The following is a 14,071-nucleotide window of genomic DNA, read 5'->3' on the forward strand; positions in this document are numbered from 1 at the left end:
TCGGCTGGGGTCAGAACAGCTCTATATCGCCGGTGTCCATGGTGTTCTGGCTAACCGGGTTGAATTCCACATCTGCATGCAATGCCGCAATCTGCTGGCGAACCTCTTCTGCGATATCCGGAATGCGTTGCAGAAAGGCGGCTTGTTTCAATAACTGGGGCTGCGCAGCCAGCTCCTGCTGCATGCTGGTCAATTGCTCGCAGAGGCGCGCCATGTTTTCCATGCGTCGTGAGGTATGCGTCACCAACTGGTTGACCAGATCCTGGAACTGCAGAGAGCGAATGGCCTGGTTGGTATCCTGCTCGACCACGCCGGCAATGTCGGAGAGTTGATCCACCGCCTCACCCATGCTGACATTGAGCGCACGAATGGCGGACATGGTGCGCTCCACCCGCATCTTGGACTGCAAGGCAAAGTTCATGTCCTGTGCGGCCAGCTCGGCAATACGGCCTTCGGCATCTGTCACCGAGGAGTGGACCAGGCCAATATTGTCGCGAATCTGCTGGCTGAACTGGTTGGTGCGCAAGGAAAGGTTGCGCACTTCGTCGGCCACCACGGCAAAGCCACGCCCGGCCTCCCCGGCCCGTGCGGCTTCAATGGCCGCGTTCAGCGCCAGCAAGTTGGTCTGCTTGGCAATGGCTTCAATGTCGCCCACAAAGCCAAGTACCAGCTTGACCTGCTTGGCGATGTCATCCATTTTTTCTACCAGCGCCATGCCGATGGTGCTGTTGCGCACCGTGCTGTCCACAAACAGCGACAGGGTGCGTGACGTATCGTTGGCAAAGTCCTCAAAGGTGATGGACTGACCTTGCTCGGTTTCCACTTCACCCCGGGTCAGCGCCTGGGCAATCTGCTGCTGCGACGCGGCTTGCCGGGTAATGCTGGTAAAGCTGTTGATCAGGGTGTCGATGGCATCACCCAGGATGGTGCGCACCCGCACCATCTCGGACTCGGAAATGGCAAACTGGTGAAGAAACTCGTTATCCGCCGCGCACAGGGTTTCAAACACTTGCTGCTCGGCCACTGTGGTGTGGCCACTGTGACGCTCACGTGGCGGAGCCTGCACACCACCTTCGCGCCGTACGCACAACAAACCCACCCACATCAGCAACTGCAGCAGGGCGATACGCCAGTCCAGCCAGCCCATCTGCCACAACACGGCCTGCAGCAGCACCAGCAGGCTGCCCTGTATCCAGCGATTGTTCAGTTTCTGTAGCACACCCACCTTGCACCTCGAGGCATGATTATTCGGTCATGGCATATGCCATGCGGGCCATGCTTTATCCGTGCCGCTGCGGCAGCACTTATGTTTGGTGATAGTTGACGTCTCACGCTTCGTCAAGGCACAACTCGGACAGGCATGCCCCATTCTTGCTATACTCGGCCAGCCGGTCATGAACCGGATCCCCTGCTTTTTGACGACGTTCCGCATGCCTGCCATTGCCCTGTTGCCCGACCATCTGATCAACCAGATTGCTGCTGGTGAGGTGGTGGAGCGCCCGGCTTCTGCCCTCAAGGAAATGCTGGAAAACAGCCTGGATGCGGGCGCCGATGACATTCAGGTGCAGCTGCAGCAAGGCGGCATTCAGCTGATTCGCGTGAGCGACAATGGTGGTGGTATCCCGGTGGCTGAATTGCCGCTGGCACTGGCGCGCCACGCCACCAGCAAGATTCGCCAGCTGGAGGACCTGGAGCAGGTCGGTACCCTCGGTTTTCGTGGCGAGGGGCTTGCCAGTATCGCTTCCGTTTCCCGCTTGTCGCTGACCAGTCGCGCGGTGGGGGCGGATCACGCCTGGAAAGTGGAAGCGCAAGGTGGCGAGCTCTCCCAGCCCGAGCCCGCCGCGCTCAGCGCCGGTACCGTGGTGGAGGTGCACGACCTCTACTACAACACCCCTGCGCGCCGTAAATTCCTCAAGACCGAAGCCACCGAGTACGGGCATTGCGAGGATACCTTCAAGCGCATGGCGCTGGCTTGGCCACAGGTGGCGTTCACCCTCAGTCATAATGGCCGTGTCAGCTGGCGTCTGCCGCGGCAGAGCAGCCACCAGCGTATTGCTGCCATTCTGGGCGAACACTTTCTGGAAGACGGCCTGAGTGTGGCCGCAGAAAACGGGATGCTGCAGCTCTCCGGTCTGGTTGGCAGCCCGACGCAGTCCCGCGCCGGGCGCGATGCGCAGTACTTCTTCGTCAATGGCCGCTTTATCCGCGACAAACTGGTCAGCCACGCGCTGCGCGAGGCCTACCGCGATGTGCTGCATCACGAGCGCCACCCAGTCTATGCCTTGTTTTTCCAGCTGCCCCCCGAGCTGGTGGACGTGAACGTACACCCGCAGAAAAGCGAGGTGAAGTTCCGCGATAGCAGCGCGGTGTACCGCCTGCTGAAATCGACGGTGCAACAAATTCTGGCGGGTACGGTAGCTGGGAGCAGCCAGCCGGTTGCCGAACCCGGCTTCACGCCCATGCCGCCGATGATGACGACCCGCCCCGCTCCGACACCTGGCAGTGGCTGGACAGCTGCTCCGCGCTATGAACAAGCCCGGATGCCACTGGGTGTTGCCGAGGCCGTGCCGAACTATTTTGCCGCCTTGAAACCGCTGGACGACCTGCCGCAAGCGGCCCCGGCGCTCCCCGCCGCCACGGATGCCCCGCCACTGGGCTACGCGCTGGCACAGTTACAAGGCATCTATGTGCTGGCGCAAAACGAGCATGGCCTGATCGTGGTGGACATGCACGCCGCCCACGAGCGCATTCTGTACGAGAAACTGAAATCCGCACTGGATCAGCACAGTGTGGTCAGCCAGCCTTTGCTGATTCCCGCCAGCTTCCACGCCACCAGTCTGGAGATGGCGACCGCCAGCCAGCAGAGCGCGACGTTGTCACGGCTGGGCTTTGAGCTGGCCCCCGTTTCGCCAACGCATTTAGCCTTGCGTGCCGTACCGGTGGCCTTGCAGCAGGCCGACAGCATTGCGCTGACGCGCGATGTACTGAAAGACCTGGCTGAAGTCGGCAGCAGTGATGTGCTGACCGCTCGGCGTAACGAGCTGCTCGCCACCATGGCCTGCCACGGCGCCGTGCGTGCCAACCGCCATTTGACGTTGCCAGAAATGAACGCCCTGCTGCGTGAGATGGAAGCCACCGAACGCTCCGGGCAGTGCAACCATGGCCGCCCGACCTGGTTTCAGCTCACGCTGGCTGACCTCGACAAACTGTTCCTGCGCGGCCAATGACACCCGCCTTGCCCCCACTGATTCTGCTGGCCGGGCCGACCGCCAGCGGCAAAACCGCCTGCGCCATTCACCTGCTGGAGCAGCAGCTGCCTGTCGAGCTGGTCAGCGTCGATTCGGCGCTGGTCTATCGCGACATGAATATTGGCACCGCCAAGCCGGATGCCGCCACGCTGGCACGCGCACCGCACCACCTGATTGACCTGATCAGTCCGCTGGAGGCCTATTCAGCGGCGCAATTTCGCAACGATGCCTTGCAGGTGATGGCGGAAATCACCGCACGCGGCAAGATCCCGCTGCTGGTGGGCGGCACCATGCTGTACTACAAGGCGCTGCTGGAGGGCTTGTCGGACCTGCCGGAGGCGGACCCCGCCTTGCGTGCGCAGCTGGAAGCCGATGCCCGCACAGATGGTCTGGCCGCGCTGCATGCCCGTCTGGCCAGCCTCGACCCGACCACCGCAGCCCGTCTGCATCCGACCGATAGCCAGCGCATCCAGCGGGCGCTGGAAATCTGCCTGCTGAGCGGCGAGCCAATGTCGGCCTTGCTGGCACGGCAGCAAGCCAGCCCGCTACCCTACCGCACTCTGCAGCTGGCGCTACACCCCTCCGACCGTGCGGCGCTGCATGAGCGCATTGCGCTGCGTTTCCGGCAGATGCTGCAGGATGGCTTGCTGGATGAGGTTCGCGAGCTGCAGCAGCGCTACCCGGCGCTACACCCGGACTTGCCCAGCATGCGCTGTGTGGGTTACCGGCAGGCCTGGCTGCATCTGGCTGGTGAAGACGATCTGCCGACCCTGATCGACAAAGGCATCGCCGCCACCCGCCAGCTGGCCAAGCGGCAGATGACCTGGCTGCGTGGCCTGCCCGGCTGGCAGCTGCTCGACTGTCTGGCGGCCGACCTGCCGCAACAGGTCGAGCAACAGGTTCAGCGCTGGCTGGACACCGCACCTGCCCACTGATCAGAGCAGCGCTGCCCGCCAGGCAAAATACGCGGCCAGACCCAACACAATGGTCAGCAGCTGGTTACGCCAGCGCAGGCAGACCGCAATCGCCACCAGCGCACCGATCAGCTGCGGGTTACGCCAGTGCAGCTCAATACCCTGCTCGTGCGGTGCCAGCACCATGGGCACAATCAATGCGGTGAGCACCGTCACCGGCACAAAAGCCAGTGCCCGCTGCAAGGCCGGGGGGAAGGTGACCCGATCCCCCAGCAGAAAGAAAGAGGCCTTGATCAAGACGGTAATCAAGGCCATGCCCAGAATCATCACGGTGTAGTTCATGCTGCCTCCTGCACGACGGTCGATGTTCTGGCATGCACCCAGACCCCCACCGTCACGCCCGCCAGAATGGCCAGCATCAGCCCGCCCTTATAGGGCCAATGTCGGCCCAGCAAGGCCACCGCGCCTGCAGTGAGTGCCGCCAGCAGTTGTGGGCGCTGCTTGAGCTGTGGCACCACGATGCCGATGAAGGTCACCACCATGGCAAAATCCAGCCCCCATTGCTGCAAGGCAGGGAAGGCCGCGCCGAACAGCACGCCCAGCAAGGTCCAGCTTTGCCAGTTGAGGTACATGGATCCGGCAGAACCGAGAAAATACCAATGGCTCTGGCTGTGCTGCGGGTGCAGGCGGTAATGCCCCACCATCACGGCAAAGGTTTCATCGGTCAGCAGCGCCCCCAGCCCCGCCCGCCAGCGCAGCGGCAGATGGGCGACGTGTGGCAGCAAGGTGGCGGAATACAAGGCATGCCGTAGATTCACCACAAAGGTGGTCAGCCAGATCAGCAGCAGCGAGGCATGACCGGCGACCAGCCCGACTGCAATGAACTGACTGGAGCCGGCATAGACGGTGGCAGACATCAGCGAGCCATGCCATAGCTGCATGGCAGAGCCTGCCGCCAGGGTGCCGAAAATCACGCCAAACGGGGCGGCACCAACCAGCATGGGCAGGGTATCGCGCGCGCCTTCCAGCAAGGCAGAACGTGGGGTATGCATGAGAATGAACTCCTTTCACCCTCAGCATACGTAACCCCTGGGGGGCTGGCTTGTACGTTCTTGCTATGCCGCGCGGCGAGCCTGCTGCCAGCGACCCGGCGCCACACCAAACGCACGCTTGAAATGGCGGGTGAAGTGGCTCTGGTCGGTGAACCCGGCATCCAGCGCGACTTGCGCGACCGGGGTGCCACGCCGCAGTGCGGCGGCAGCACGGTTGACGCGCAGTTGCACCCGCCAGGCGTGGGGTGGCATGCCGACCGTTTGTGAAAACAGCCGTACGGCGTGGTAGCGGGACAACCCCACCTGATCCGCCAGCATCTGCAGGTTGAGGTCCTGCGCCGGATCATCCGCCAACCGCAGCATCATCTGCTGCACGCGGGCATCATCGCGGCAATGCAGCGCACGGTCAGAGCGGGTGCCCGCGTGGCGTTGCAGCAGCAGGCTCAGGCCATTGACCAGCAGGCTTTCCGCCTGCAAGGGATCATTCCCCTGCTCCAGTACCCGGTGGGCAGCCCCCAGCACACTACAAAGCGGCGCATCCTCCACCACCTTGACCGGAAACCAAGGCAGCGGTGCAGGTCGCCCGGCCAACTCATCCGCCACCTGCTGCATCACTGGTACCGTAGGGTAGAACACCCGATAGCGCCATCCTTCGGCAGACACCGCCTCTCCCGTATGCACTTCGCCGGGATTGACCACCCCCATCCGCCCCGGCGACACCACCAGATGCTTTCCACCGTATTGAAACGCCTCGGCGCCGGTTTCAATCACCGGTATGGCGTAGAAATCATGCCAGTGCGGCGTAAAGCGGTGCTCAATGAAGTGCGCCGTCAGCAGGTCGCTGTCGGGCAGCGCCGGGTGGCGAAAGAAATGGGCCCGCTCACGGGGTGCGAGCGGGTGCGGCCCCTCGGCTAGGGTCAGGTGGGGGGGCGGGTCGCCCATGGCTCAGCGCTTCGGCGCCATCAGGCAGCGCTCCAGCTCCTGCTCGATCAGCTCACGTGGCAATTGCCGCCCGATGAACACCAGCAGGTTGGATTTCTTTTCGCCATCGTTCCAGCGGCGGCCAAAATTGCTGCCCATCATCATGTGCACCCCCTGAAACACCACCTGGCGCGGCTCCTTGGCAATGTAGAGCAGGCCTTTGTAGCGGTAGAGGTCGTTGCCGTAGGTTTCCAGCAGCTTGCTGAGGGTTTCCTCCAGCTTGTGCATGTCAAATGCCCGCTCGCTGCGGAACACGAAGGACTGCACCGCATCCAGATGCCGATGCGGCGCGTGATGGTGGTGGTGTTCATGCTCACAATGGTCGTGGTCACAATGCTCATCATGTTCGTGATGGTGGTGATGGGCCGGATCATCACAATGCTCATCGTGGCAATCGTGGTGATCATGCGCCTCGCCAGGGTTGAGGAAATCCGGATTGATGTCCAGCCGGGCGTTGAGGTTGAAGCCACGGATGTCGAGGATGGTGTCGAGCGGGGCCTCGCCGAAGTGCACCGCCTGAATCTGCGCGCGCGGGTTCATCTGTACCAAGCGGTGGCTCAGGTCCGCGCGCTCGGCCTCGCTGACCAGATCGGTCTTGGACAACAGGATACGGTCAGCAAATGCCACCTGCTTCTGCGCGGTTTCTTCACGGTCTAGCTGCTGCTGGCCATGCTTGGCATCCACCACCGTCAACACGGCATCCAGCAGGTACAGCTTCTGTACGTCTTCATCAAAGAAGAAGGTCTGCGCCACCGGACCAGGGTCGGCCAGGCCGGTGGTCTCGATGATCACCCGCTCAAACTGTAGTTGGCCCAGCGCGCGCTTGCCCGCGAGCTCCAGCAGGATACGCTGCAGGTCACCCCGCACGGTGCAGCAGATGCAGCCATTGTTCATCTCCACCACCTGCTCGGTGTCCTGCACCAGCAGTTCGTTGTCGATGCCCACTTCGCCGAATTCGTTTTCAATCACGGCAATCTTCTGGCCGTGCTGCTCCTGCAGCACACGGTTAAGCAGGGTGGTTTTACCCGCCCCCAGAAAGCCGGTCAGAATGGTCACCGGGATCAGGTCGGTGCGGTTCGGGTTGGTGTTCATGCAAAATCCTGTGGCTGAGCGTCAATCATATGAATTGTTGAATATGGGGGAAGCAGGCAGCTTCTTCAAGCACCGTCTGTCTTGGGCAGCTCCAGCGGCAATGCTTGCTGCTGCGGCGCCGGCGGGCTGACCCGCGCCTGCAGCTGCCCTTCTGCCAGCTGAATGTGCAAGGCATCGCCCGCACGTACCTGTTCTGGATGGCGCACCACTTGCCCGTTGGCCGTGGTCACCAGGCTGTAGCCCCGCGCCAGCACGGCCGTCGGGTCCAGCGCCTGTAACCGCGCGGCCAGCGTGCTCAGGCGATGTGCATGGCTTTGCAGCTGGCGCTGCAGGCTGGGACCGAGGCGGCTTTGCAGCTGGCTCAAGCGATGTGTCAGCCTTGGCAAATCAGGACGGCATGCCTGCCAGCGCCAGCGCAACTGTTGCAGGCGATGCTGGCGCTGTTGCAGCAATTGGCTACCAGCACGCTGCCAACGTTGTTGCCATTGCTGTAATACCGCCTGTTGCTGAGCTATGCGCTGGCCCGGGTGCAACAGCCGCCGCGCCAGATAGTCGAGCTGCTGCATGCGTGGCTCCAGCTGGCGCGCCACGGCACGCTGCAGACGGCGCTGCAGCTGCCCCAGGTGCTGACGCATGGCCAGCCCATCTGGCGACACCAGCTCGGCCGCTGCGGTGGGCGTGGCGGCGCGCACATCGGCCACAAAATCAGCGATGGTGAAGTCGGTTTCATGCCCCACCCCGCTGACCAGCGGAATCCGGCTGGCGGCAATGGCATGCGCCAGCGCTTCATCATTGAATGCCCACAGGTCTTCGATCGAGCCACCGCCCCGGCATAGAATCAGCACCGACACTTCCGCGCGATCGTTGGCTTGCTCGATGGCCCGCCGCAACAAGGGGGCGGCACCGTCTCCCTGCACCGGTGCCGGGTAGAGAATGACCGGGATATGCGGCGCGCGCCGGCGCAACGCCGTGAGCACGTCACGCAAGGCGGCGGCTTGCGGTGAGGTGATCACCCCGATGGCGGCCGGATGCGCAGGCAAAGTGCGCTTGCTGTCCGGATCAAACAGGCCAGCGGCTTGCAGACGCTGCTTGAGCGCCTCATAGGCGGCAAACAGTGCACCACGCCCGGCTTGCCGCATGCTGTCGACGGACAGCTGAAACTCGCCACGCGCGGCGTACAACCCTGCGCTGGCATACAGCTCCACCTTGTCGCCATTGCTGACCGGCCACGCCACGTACTGCGCCTTGTGCCGGAACATCACGCAACGCACCTGGGCGTGTTCATCCTTGAGCACAAAGTACCAGTGGCCAGAGGCCGCACGGGTGAGATTGGACACCTCACCACTGACCCACATGGGCGGCAACTGACCCGCCAGCAGATCGGCAACCCGTTGATTGAGCATGGAAACCGGGACTACCGCTACTGATAATTCATTTGTCATCACAGTGAAGGTCAACTCATCCACACCTTGTCAAGCCCTGCACTGCAACATGCAATCTGGGCGTCATCTTGTCAACAAAAGAATTATGTTATTGATTTTAAACAATAAAAAACACTGTCCAAGAAGCTGGCAGGCTACAAAACTTCCTTTACCATCGGGGGGTTAGCGCACTTTTGCAAATGTTGCCCACAAAGTTATCCACAGCTTTTGTGGGTAAATCCAAAAAACCTTGATGGATGACGGGCTTAGCCCGCATTCTTAAAGTAGCCCCCCGTCTTGCTGAGGAGAAAACAATCGCTTAGCATGCGCACTGGCGCCGCTTTACCCCAACGGCATGGCGCAGCGAATGGGCGGTTCATGGTATCCTTGCGCCGGACGCCTGATTCGGTATCCATTGTAACCGCAGCGCCATAGCGCCGGGTTGTTTCACCAAGAAGGAACAGTTGTGTATTCCATCATTCAAGCGGCCGGCTGGCCGATCTGGTTGTTGATCGTCTCTTCGATTGCGGCGCTGGCCATCATCATCGAGCGCGCCTGGTCGCTGCGGTCCAGCAACATCATCCCGTCGGGCCTGCTGCGGGAAGTGGTGCAGGAATACCGCCAGCACGGTGTGAACGAAGCCTTGCTGAAGAAGCTGATTGATCCGCGCGCGCCGCTGATGTCGCGCGTGTTTGCATCCGGCCTGAAAAACGTGGGCAGCTCGCGCGAGATCATGAAAGAATCCATCGAGGAAGCCGGACGTGCTGCCTCCATCGAGCTGGAACGCTTCCTGACCACCCTCGGCACCATCGCCGCCATGTCGCCGCTGCTTGGCCTGTTTGGCACGGTGGTGGGCATGATCGAAATCTTTGGTGCCGGTGGCGGCAGCACCGGGCAAAACCCGGCAGAACTGGCACATGGTATCTCGGTTGCCCTGTACAACACCGCCTTCGGCATCATCGTCGCGGTGCCCAGCATGGCCTTCTATCGCCATTTCCGCACCAAGGTGGATCAGCTGCTGGTGGAGATGGAGCAGCAGGCCATCAAACTGGTGGAAATTCTCCACGGCGAACGGCAAGGTTAAGCCGCCATGAACTTCCGTCGCGCCAAGCACCGGGAAGAACCGGAGATCAACTTCATCCCGTTGATCGACTTGCTGCTGGTGATCCTGATCTTCCTGATGGTCACCACCACCTACTCCCGTTTTGCCGAGTTGCAGATCAACCTGCCGTCAACCGAGGAAGCCGCCAGTGTCAGCGATCCCAAGGACAAGATGCTGAATGTGGCCATCGACGCACAGGGCCGTTTCAACATCAATAACCAGCCGCTGAACCAGACGGATCTGGCCGGTATCAAGGCCGCCCTGCAACAGGCAGCGGGTGACAACAAGGACCCGGTGGTGGTCATCAATGCCGACAACGATGCCAAGCACCAGAATGTGGTGCTGGTGATGGAAGCCGCCCAGAGCGTCGGCTTTGCCAAAGTCACCTTTGCCATTGATGAACAGACACCCGGCAAGTAAACCATGCGGGGCCTGACCGCAGAATGGCGCCGCCCCAGTTGGCGGCGCTTTGTTTTGTGGTGGCCTGCCCGGCTGTACGGGCTGCTGGCCAGCCTGCGGCGCGCCCTCTACCGGGTCGGCCTGTTGCGCTCGGTGCAGCTGCCGGTGCCGGTCGTCGTGGTGGGCAACATCCATGTTGGCGGCAGTGGCAAAACGCCCCTGACCACCTGGCTGGCCCGCTCCCTGCATGAACGTGGCTGGCATCCGGCCATTGTCAGCCGGGGCTATGGCGGCAGCCATCGTCAACCACAAGCCGTCCACCCCGACAGTGATCCGGCTCTGACCGGCGATGAGCCGGTACTGCTGGCGCAGCAACTGTACGACCATGAGGTGCCAGTGTGGGTGGGGCAGGACCGGGTGGCCACCGCCCATGCCCTGCTGGCCGCACACCCTGAAGTTAACCTCATCCTGTGCGACGACGGCCTGCAGCACTATCGTCTGCAGCGTGATGTGGAAATCTGCGTGATCGACGGTGCAGCCCCTTGGGGCAGCCAGGCCCTGCTGCCGCAAGGCCCGCTACGGGAGCCGCTGCGCCGCTTGCAGCGGGTGGATGCCATCGTCTACAACGGCAGCCCGGTCGCGCCTGCTGCCGCCACGCCACCTGCCTTCATCATGCGCCTTGAGCCGCAGGATTTTTACCAGGTCAACCACCCTGAGCAGCGTCGGCAAGCGGCCGACTTTCAAGGTGAGCGTCTGGTGGCGGTCGCCGGGATCGGCAATCCGCAGCGTTTTGCCCGCACGCTGGACAGCCTGGGCTTGGCACTGCCCCTGCACGCATTCCCTGATCATCACCCCTATCAGGCGGCAGACTTCGTCCCCCTGGCCGCAGATGTCATCCTGATGACGGAAAAAGACGCAGTGAAATGCAAATCGCTGAATAATGATACACTGTGGGCATTGTGCATCGCGGCAGAGGTCCACCCGGATCTGGCCGCCCTGGTGGAAAGACGCCTTAACGCCCATGGACGCTAAACTGCTCGACATTCTGGTTTGCCCTTTGTGCAAGGGCCCCCTGCAATACCATAAGCCGGCCCAGGAGCTGGTCTGCCAAGCCGACCGGCTGGCTTTTCCGATCCGTGACGACATTCCGGTATTGCTGGAAGACGAGGCCCGCAGCCTCGATACCCCTGACGCAGCCTGATGACTGCGTTCACCGTCCTTATTCCGGCGCGACACGCCTCCACCCGCCTGCCCGGCAAGATGCTGGCGGAGGTGGGCGGTGTGCCGCTGATCGTGCGGACGGCGCAGCAAGCATTGCGCTCCGGTGCAGCCCAGGTGGTGGTCGCCACCGATCATGCCGACATTGAGCAGGTGGTACGCGACGCGGGCCTGCCGGTGCTGCGAACCCGGGAAGACCACCCAAGCGGGACGGACCGGCTGGCTGAGGCAGCCGACCTGTTAGGTCTGCCTGATGAAGCCCTGATCGTCAACGTGCAGGGCGATGAACCCTTGCTGCCGCCCGCACTGATCCAGCAGGTGGCGCGCGCGCTGGCGGATACCCCTGAGGCCGCCATTGCCACGCTATGCCATCCGATCCATAGCGCGACCGATTTCTTTAATCCCAATGTGGTCAAGGTCAGCTTTGATCAGCGCGGCCGTGCGCTGACCTTCAGCCGTGCCCCGCTACCTTACGCACGCGATGCCTTCGCACAGCAGCGCGACGTGCTGCCGGAGGGCCTGCCCGCCTATCGCCACATCGGGATCTATGGTTACCGCGCCCACTTCCTGCGCGCCTACCGGCAGCTGCAAGCCTGTCCGCTGGAGCAGTTTGAAGCACTGGAACAGTTGCGCGCACTGTGGCACGGTTATGTAATCCAGGTGGCCATCGCGGCGGACGCTCCGCCCGCCGGGGTGGATACAGCAGAGGATCTGGAACGGGTGCGACAATGGCTGACCTCCCAGCCCGCGCCTGACAACATGCCGGGATAAGGCATGCCCTGATGACAATCAACTTCGACCTTTGAGCAGAGGAACACCATGAAACTGATTTTGTTGGGCGCACCGGGTGCAGGCAAAGGCACCCAGGCCAACTACCTGAAGGCCCACTTCGGCATTCCGCAAATTTCGACTGGCGACATGCTGCGTGCCGCCGTGGCCGCAGGCTCGCCGCTGGGTCTGCAGGCCAAGGCTGTCATGGACGCGGGTCAATTGGTATCCGACGACATCATCATCGGTCTGGTCAAGGAGCGTATCGCCCAGCCGGACTGCGCCAAGGGCTTTCTGTTCGATGGCTTTCCGCGCACCATCCCGCAAGCCGATGCGCTGAAGGCAGCTGGGGTTGCCATCGACTATGTGGTGGAGATCGACGTGCCGGACAGCGAGATCGTCGAGCGCATGTCGGGCCGTCGCGTTCACCTGCCCTCGGGCCGCACCTACCATATCAAGTTCAACCCGCCGAAGCAGGATGGCGTGGATGACGAAACCGGCGAAGCCTTGGTGCAGCGCCCGGACGACCATGAAGATACCGTGAAGAAGCGCCTGGATGTGTACCACACCCAGACCGAAGTGCTGGTAGGCTACTACTCCGAGCAGGCCAAAGCGGGAGACCGCAGCGCGCCGAAGTATGTGAAGGTGGCTGGTGTGGGCAGTGTGGAAGGCATTCGCGACAGCATTCTGGCGGCACTGGGCAGCTAAGCCCTCGCCTGGCCACAGCAAAAAGCCCGCAACCATGCGGGCTTTTTTTTATGCGCACACCCGGGAGACCACTTAGCGGGCAGCGTCCGCCTCCAGATGATAACGGGTAATTCGCTCCACCTCGGCTTTTGAGCCCAGAAACACTGCAACCCGCTCATGCAGGCTCGAAGGTTGAATATCGAGGATACGCTGGCGGCCGTTGGTTGCCGCGCCACCAGCTTGCTCCACAATGAAACTCATCGGGTTGGCCTCATACATCAGGCGTAGCTTGCCCGGCTTGTTCGGTTCACGCGCATCCCACGGGTACATGAAAATCCCGCCCCGGGTGAGGATGCGGTGCACATCGCCTACCATGGCGGCGATCCAGCGCATATTGTAGTTCTTGCCCAGCGGCCCGGTCTGGCCTGCCAGCAACTCTTCCACATAACGCTGTACCGGAGCCTCCCAATGGCGAGCATTGGAGGTATTGATGGCAAATTCCTGCGTTTGCTCAGGGATGCGAATGTCGTCGTGGGTCAGCACAAACGAGCCCAGCTCGCGATCCAGCGTAAAGCCCTTGACCCCACTACCCAGCGTCAGCATCAGGATGGTTTGCGGACCATACATGGCGTAGCCTGCCGCCACCTGGGTCACCCCGGGTTGCAGAAAATCGGCTTCACCGGGTTCACTCACCCCATCCGGGCAGCGCAACACCGAGAAGATGGTCCCCACCGAGCCATTGATGTCGATATTGCTGGAGCCATCCAGCGGATCGAACAACAGCATGTAGGCGCCCTTGGGGAAACGGCCAGGAATGGGGTATACCGTGTCCATTTCCTCGGATGCCATGGCAGCCAGGTGGCCACCCCACTCATTGGCCTCCAGCAGGATCTCATTGGAGATCACATCCAGCTTCTTTTGCGCCTCACCCTGCACATTGTCGGTACCTGCATTGCCCAGCACACCACCCAGCGCGCCTTTCGACACGGCATGGCTGATGGCCTTGCAGGCACGGGCCACCACTTCAATCAGGAAACGCAGGTCAGCAGGGGTGCCGTGATCGCGGGTTTGTTCGATCAGGTAACGGCTGAGGGTGACACGAGACATGGGGGGACTCCACGATGCAGTGCGCGCAGTTTACCCCAGCATGAGCGGGCTGAATACCAGTCCACCACAAAGAAAAAACGGC

General features: G+C 62.0%; 15 protein-coding genes. 8 read left to right on the plus strand and 7 right to left on the minus strand.

Features of this window, described 5'->3' with window-relative positions; all coding sequences use genetic code 11:
- Nucleotides 1–10 precede the first annotated feature (10 nt).
- Complete coding sequence (locus ACE3O2_RS10660; RefSeq protein WP_168878099.1) at nucleotides 11–1,147, minus strand: methyl-accepting chemotaxis protein; 1,137 nt, start codon at nucleotides 1,145–1,147, stop codon at nucleotides 11–13.
- Between the two features lie 283 nt (nucleotides 1,148–1,430).
- Here ACE3O2_RS10660 and mutL point away from each other — a divergent pair, with 283 nt between their 5' ends.
- Complete coding sequence (gene mutL, locus ACE3O2_RS10665; RefSeq protein WP_374337320.1) at nucleotides 1,431–3,227, plus strand: DNA mismatch repair endonuclease MutL; 1,797 nt, start codon at nucleotides 1,431–1,433, stop codon at nucleotides 3,225–3,227.
- Nucleotides 3,224–4,183, plus strand: a complete 960-nt coding sequence (gene miaA / locus ACE3O2_RS10670; protein WP_374337322.1) for a tRNA (adenosine(37)-N6)-dimethylallyltransferase MiaA — start codon at nucleotides 3,224–3,226, stop codon at nucleotides 4,181–4,183. The genes mutL and miaA overlap by 4 nt, the downstream gene beginning before the upstream one ends.
- Here miaA and ACE3O2_RS10675 read toward each other — a convergent pair whose 3' ends face one another.
- From ACE3O2_RS10675 to xseA, 5 genes are all read right to left on the minus strand, one after another.
- The gene (locus tag ACE3O2_RS10675; RefSeq protein ID WP_374337324.1) at nucleotides 4,184–4,504 is read right to left on the minus strand and encodes an AzlD domain-containing protein; all 321 of its coding nucleotides are present in this window, start codon (nucleotides 4,502–4,504) and stop codon (nucleotides 4,184–4,186) included.
- Entirely contained in the window at nucleotides 4,501–5,214 is a 714-nt protein-coding gene (locus tag ACE3O2_RS10680; RefSeq protein WP_374337326.1) for an AzlC family ABC transporter permease, read from the minus strand. Before ACE3O2_RS10680 ends, ACE3O2_RS10675 begins: the two co-directional genes overlap by 4 nt.
- Nucleotides 5,215–5,277: 63 nt before the next feature.
- On the minus strand, nucleotides 5,278–6,156 hold the full coding sequence (locus ACE3O2_RS10685) for an AraC family transcriptional regulator (protein ID WP_374337328.1): 879 nt from the start codon (nucleotides 6,154–6,156) through the stop codon (nucleotides 5,278–5,280).
- 3 nt (nucleotides 6,157–6,159) lie between these two features.
- Nucleotides 6,160–7,287, minus strand: a complete 1,128-nt coding sequence (locus ACE3O2_RS10690) for a GTP-binding protein (RefSeq protein ID WP_374337330.1) — start codon at nucleotides 7,285–7,287, stop codon at nucleotides 6,160–6,162.
- Nucleotides 7,288–7,352: 65 nt separating this feature from the next.
- Nucleotides 7,353–8,690 carry an exodeoxyribonuclease VII large subunit gene (gene xseA, locus ACE3O2_RS10695; RefSeq protein WP_374337333.1) on the minus strand — a complete coding sequence of 446 codons (1,338 nt, stop codon included), beginning with the start codon at nucleotides 8,688–8,690 and terminating at the stop codon, nucleotides 7,353–7,355.
- A gap of 484 nt (nucleotides 8,691–9,174) precedes the next feature.
- Here xseA and ACE3O2_RS10700 point away from each other — a divergent pair, with 484 nt between their 5' ends.
- Genes ACE3O2_RS10700 through adk form a run of 6 tightly spaced genes read left to right on the plus strand, consistent with a single transcriptional unit; the run spans nucleotide 9,175 to nucleotide 12,903 of the window.
- Nucleotides 9,175–9,792 (plus strand): MotA/TolQ/ExbB proton channel family protein, encoded by a 618-nt coding sequence (locus ACE3O2_RS10700; protein WP_374337335.1) that lies wholly within the window; start codon nucleotides 9,175–9,177, stop codon nucleotides 9,790–9,792.
- 6 nt (nucleotides 9,793–9,798) lie between these two features.
- Nucleotides 9,799–10,230, plus strand: a complete 432-nt coding sequence (locus tag ACE3O2_RS10705; protein ID WP_374337338.1) for an ExbD/TolR family protein — start codon at nucleotides 9,799–9,801, stop codon at nucleotides 10,228–10,230.
- A gap of 3 nt (nucleotides 10,231–10,233) precedes the next feature.
- Nucleotides 10,234–11,241 carry a tetraacyldisaccharide 4'-kinase gene (lpxK, locus tag ACE3O2_RS10710; RefSeq protein WP_374337340.1) on the plus strand — a complete coding sequence of 336 codons (1,008 nt, stop codon included), beginning with the start codon at nucleotides 10,234–10,236 and terminating at the stop codon, nucleotides 11,239–11,241.
- Nucleotides 11,231–11,410, plus strand: coding sequence for a Trm112 family protein (locus tag ACE3O2_RS10715; protein WP_168878039.1), 180 nt, complete (start codon nucleotides 11,231–11,233; stop codon nucleotides 11,408–11,410). Before lpxK ends, ACE3O2_RS10715 begins: the two co-directional genes overlap by 11 nt.
- Nucleotides 11,410–12,198 carry a 3-deoxy-manno-octulosonate cytidylyltransferase gene (gene kdsB, locus ACE3O2_RS10720; RefSeq protein WP_374337342.1) on the plus strand — a complete coding sequence of 263 codons (789 nt, stop codon included), beginning with the start codon at nucleotides 11,410–11,412 and terminating at the stop codon, nucleotides 12,196–12,198. The genes ACE3O2_RS10715 and kdsB overlap by 1 nt, the downstream gene beginning before the upstream one ends.
- 48 nt (nucleotides 12,199–12,246) lie before the next feature.
- Entirely contained in the window at nucleotides 12,247–12,903 is a 657-nt protein-coding gene (gene adk / locus ACE3O2_RS10725) for an adenylate kinase (protein ID WP_374337345.1), read from the plus strand.
- Nucleotides 12,904–12,975: 72 nt separating this feature from the next.
- On the opposite strand, the gene ACE3O2_RS10730 is transcribed toward adk, so the two are convergent.
- Nucleotides 12,976–13,989, minus strand: a complete 1,014-nt coding sequence (locus ACE3O2_RS10730; RefSeq protein ID WP_168878042.1) for a class 1 fructose-bisphosphatase — start codon at nucleotides 13,987–13,989, stop codon at nucleotides 12,976–12,978.
- Nucleotides 13,990–14,071 lie beyond the last annotated feature (82 nt).

The sequence above is a fragment of the Leeia sp. genome (assembly GCF_041909055.1).
In the GTDB taxonomy this organism is placed as follows: Bacteria; Pseudomonadota; Gammaproteobacteria; order Burkholderiales; family Leeiaceae; genus Leeia; species Leeia aquatica.

Excerpts from the sequence above, each read along its gene's own strand:
- ACE3O2_RS10660 (WP_168878099.1), bottom strand. The coding sequence starts at position 1,147 with ATGGGCTGGCTGGACTGGCGTATCGCCCTGCTGCAGTTGCTGATGTGG.
- mutL (WP_374337320.1), top strand. The coding sequence starts at position 1,431 with ATGCCTGCCATTGCCCTGTTGCCCGACCATCTGATCAACCAGATTGCT.
- miaA (WP_374337322.1), top strand. The coding sequence starts at position 3,224 with ATGACACCCGCCTTGCCCCCACTGATTCTGCTGGCCGGGCCGACCGCC.
- ACE3O2_RS10675 (WP_374337324.1), bottom strand. The coding sequence starts at position 4,504 with ATGAACTACACCGTGATGATTCTGGGCATGGCCTTGATTACCGTCTTG.
- ACE3O2_RS10680 (WP_374337326.1), bottom strand. The coding sequence starts at position 5,214 with ATGCATACCCCACGTTCTGCCTTGCTGGAAGGCGCGCGCGATACCCTG.
- ACE3O2_RS10685 (WP_374337328.1), bottom strand. The coding sequence starts at position 6,156 with ATGGGCGACCCGCCCCCCCACCTGACCCTAGCCGAGGGGCCGCACCCG.
- ACE3O2_RS10690 (WP_374337330.1), bottom strand. The coding sequence starts at position 7,287 with ATGAACACCAACCCGAACCGCACCGACCTGATCCCGGTGACCATTCTG.
- xseA (WP_374337333.1), bottom strand. The coding sequence starts at position 8,690 with ATGCTCAATCAACGGGTTGCCGATCTGCTGGCGGGTCAGTTGCCGCCC.
- ACE3O2_RS10705 (WP_374337338.1), top strand. The coding sequence starts at position 9,799 with ATGAACTTCCGTCGCGCCAAGCACCGGGAAGAACCGGAGATCAACTTC.
- lpxK (WP_374337340.1), top strand. The coding sequence starts at position 10,234 with ATGCGGGGCCTGACCGCAGAATGGCGCCGCCCCAGTTGGCGGCGCTTT.
- ACE3O2_RS10715 (WP_168878039.1), top strand. The coding sequence starts at position 11,231 with ATGGACGCTAAACTGCTCGACATTCTGGTTTGCCCTTTGTGCAAGGGC.
- kdsB (WP_374337342.1), top strand. The coding sequence starts at position 11,410 with ATGACTGCGTTCACCGTCCTTATTCCGGCGCGACACGCCTCCACCCGC.
- adk (WP_374337345.1), top strand. The coding sequence starts at position 12,247 with ATGAAACTGATTTTGTTGGGCGCACCGGGTGCAGGCAAAGGCACCCAG.
- ACE3O2_RS10730 (WP_168878042.1), bottom strand. The coding sequence starts at position 13,989 with ATGTCTCGTGTCACCCTCAGCCGTTACCTGATCGAACAAACCCGCGAT.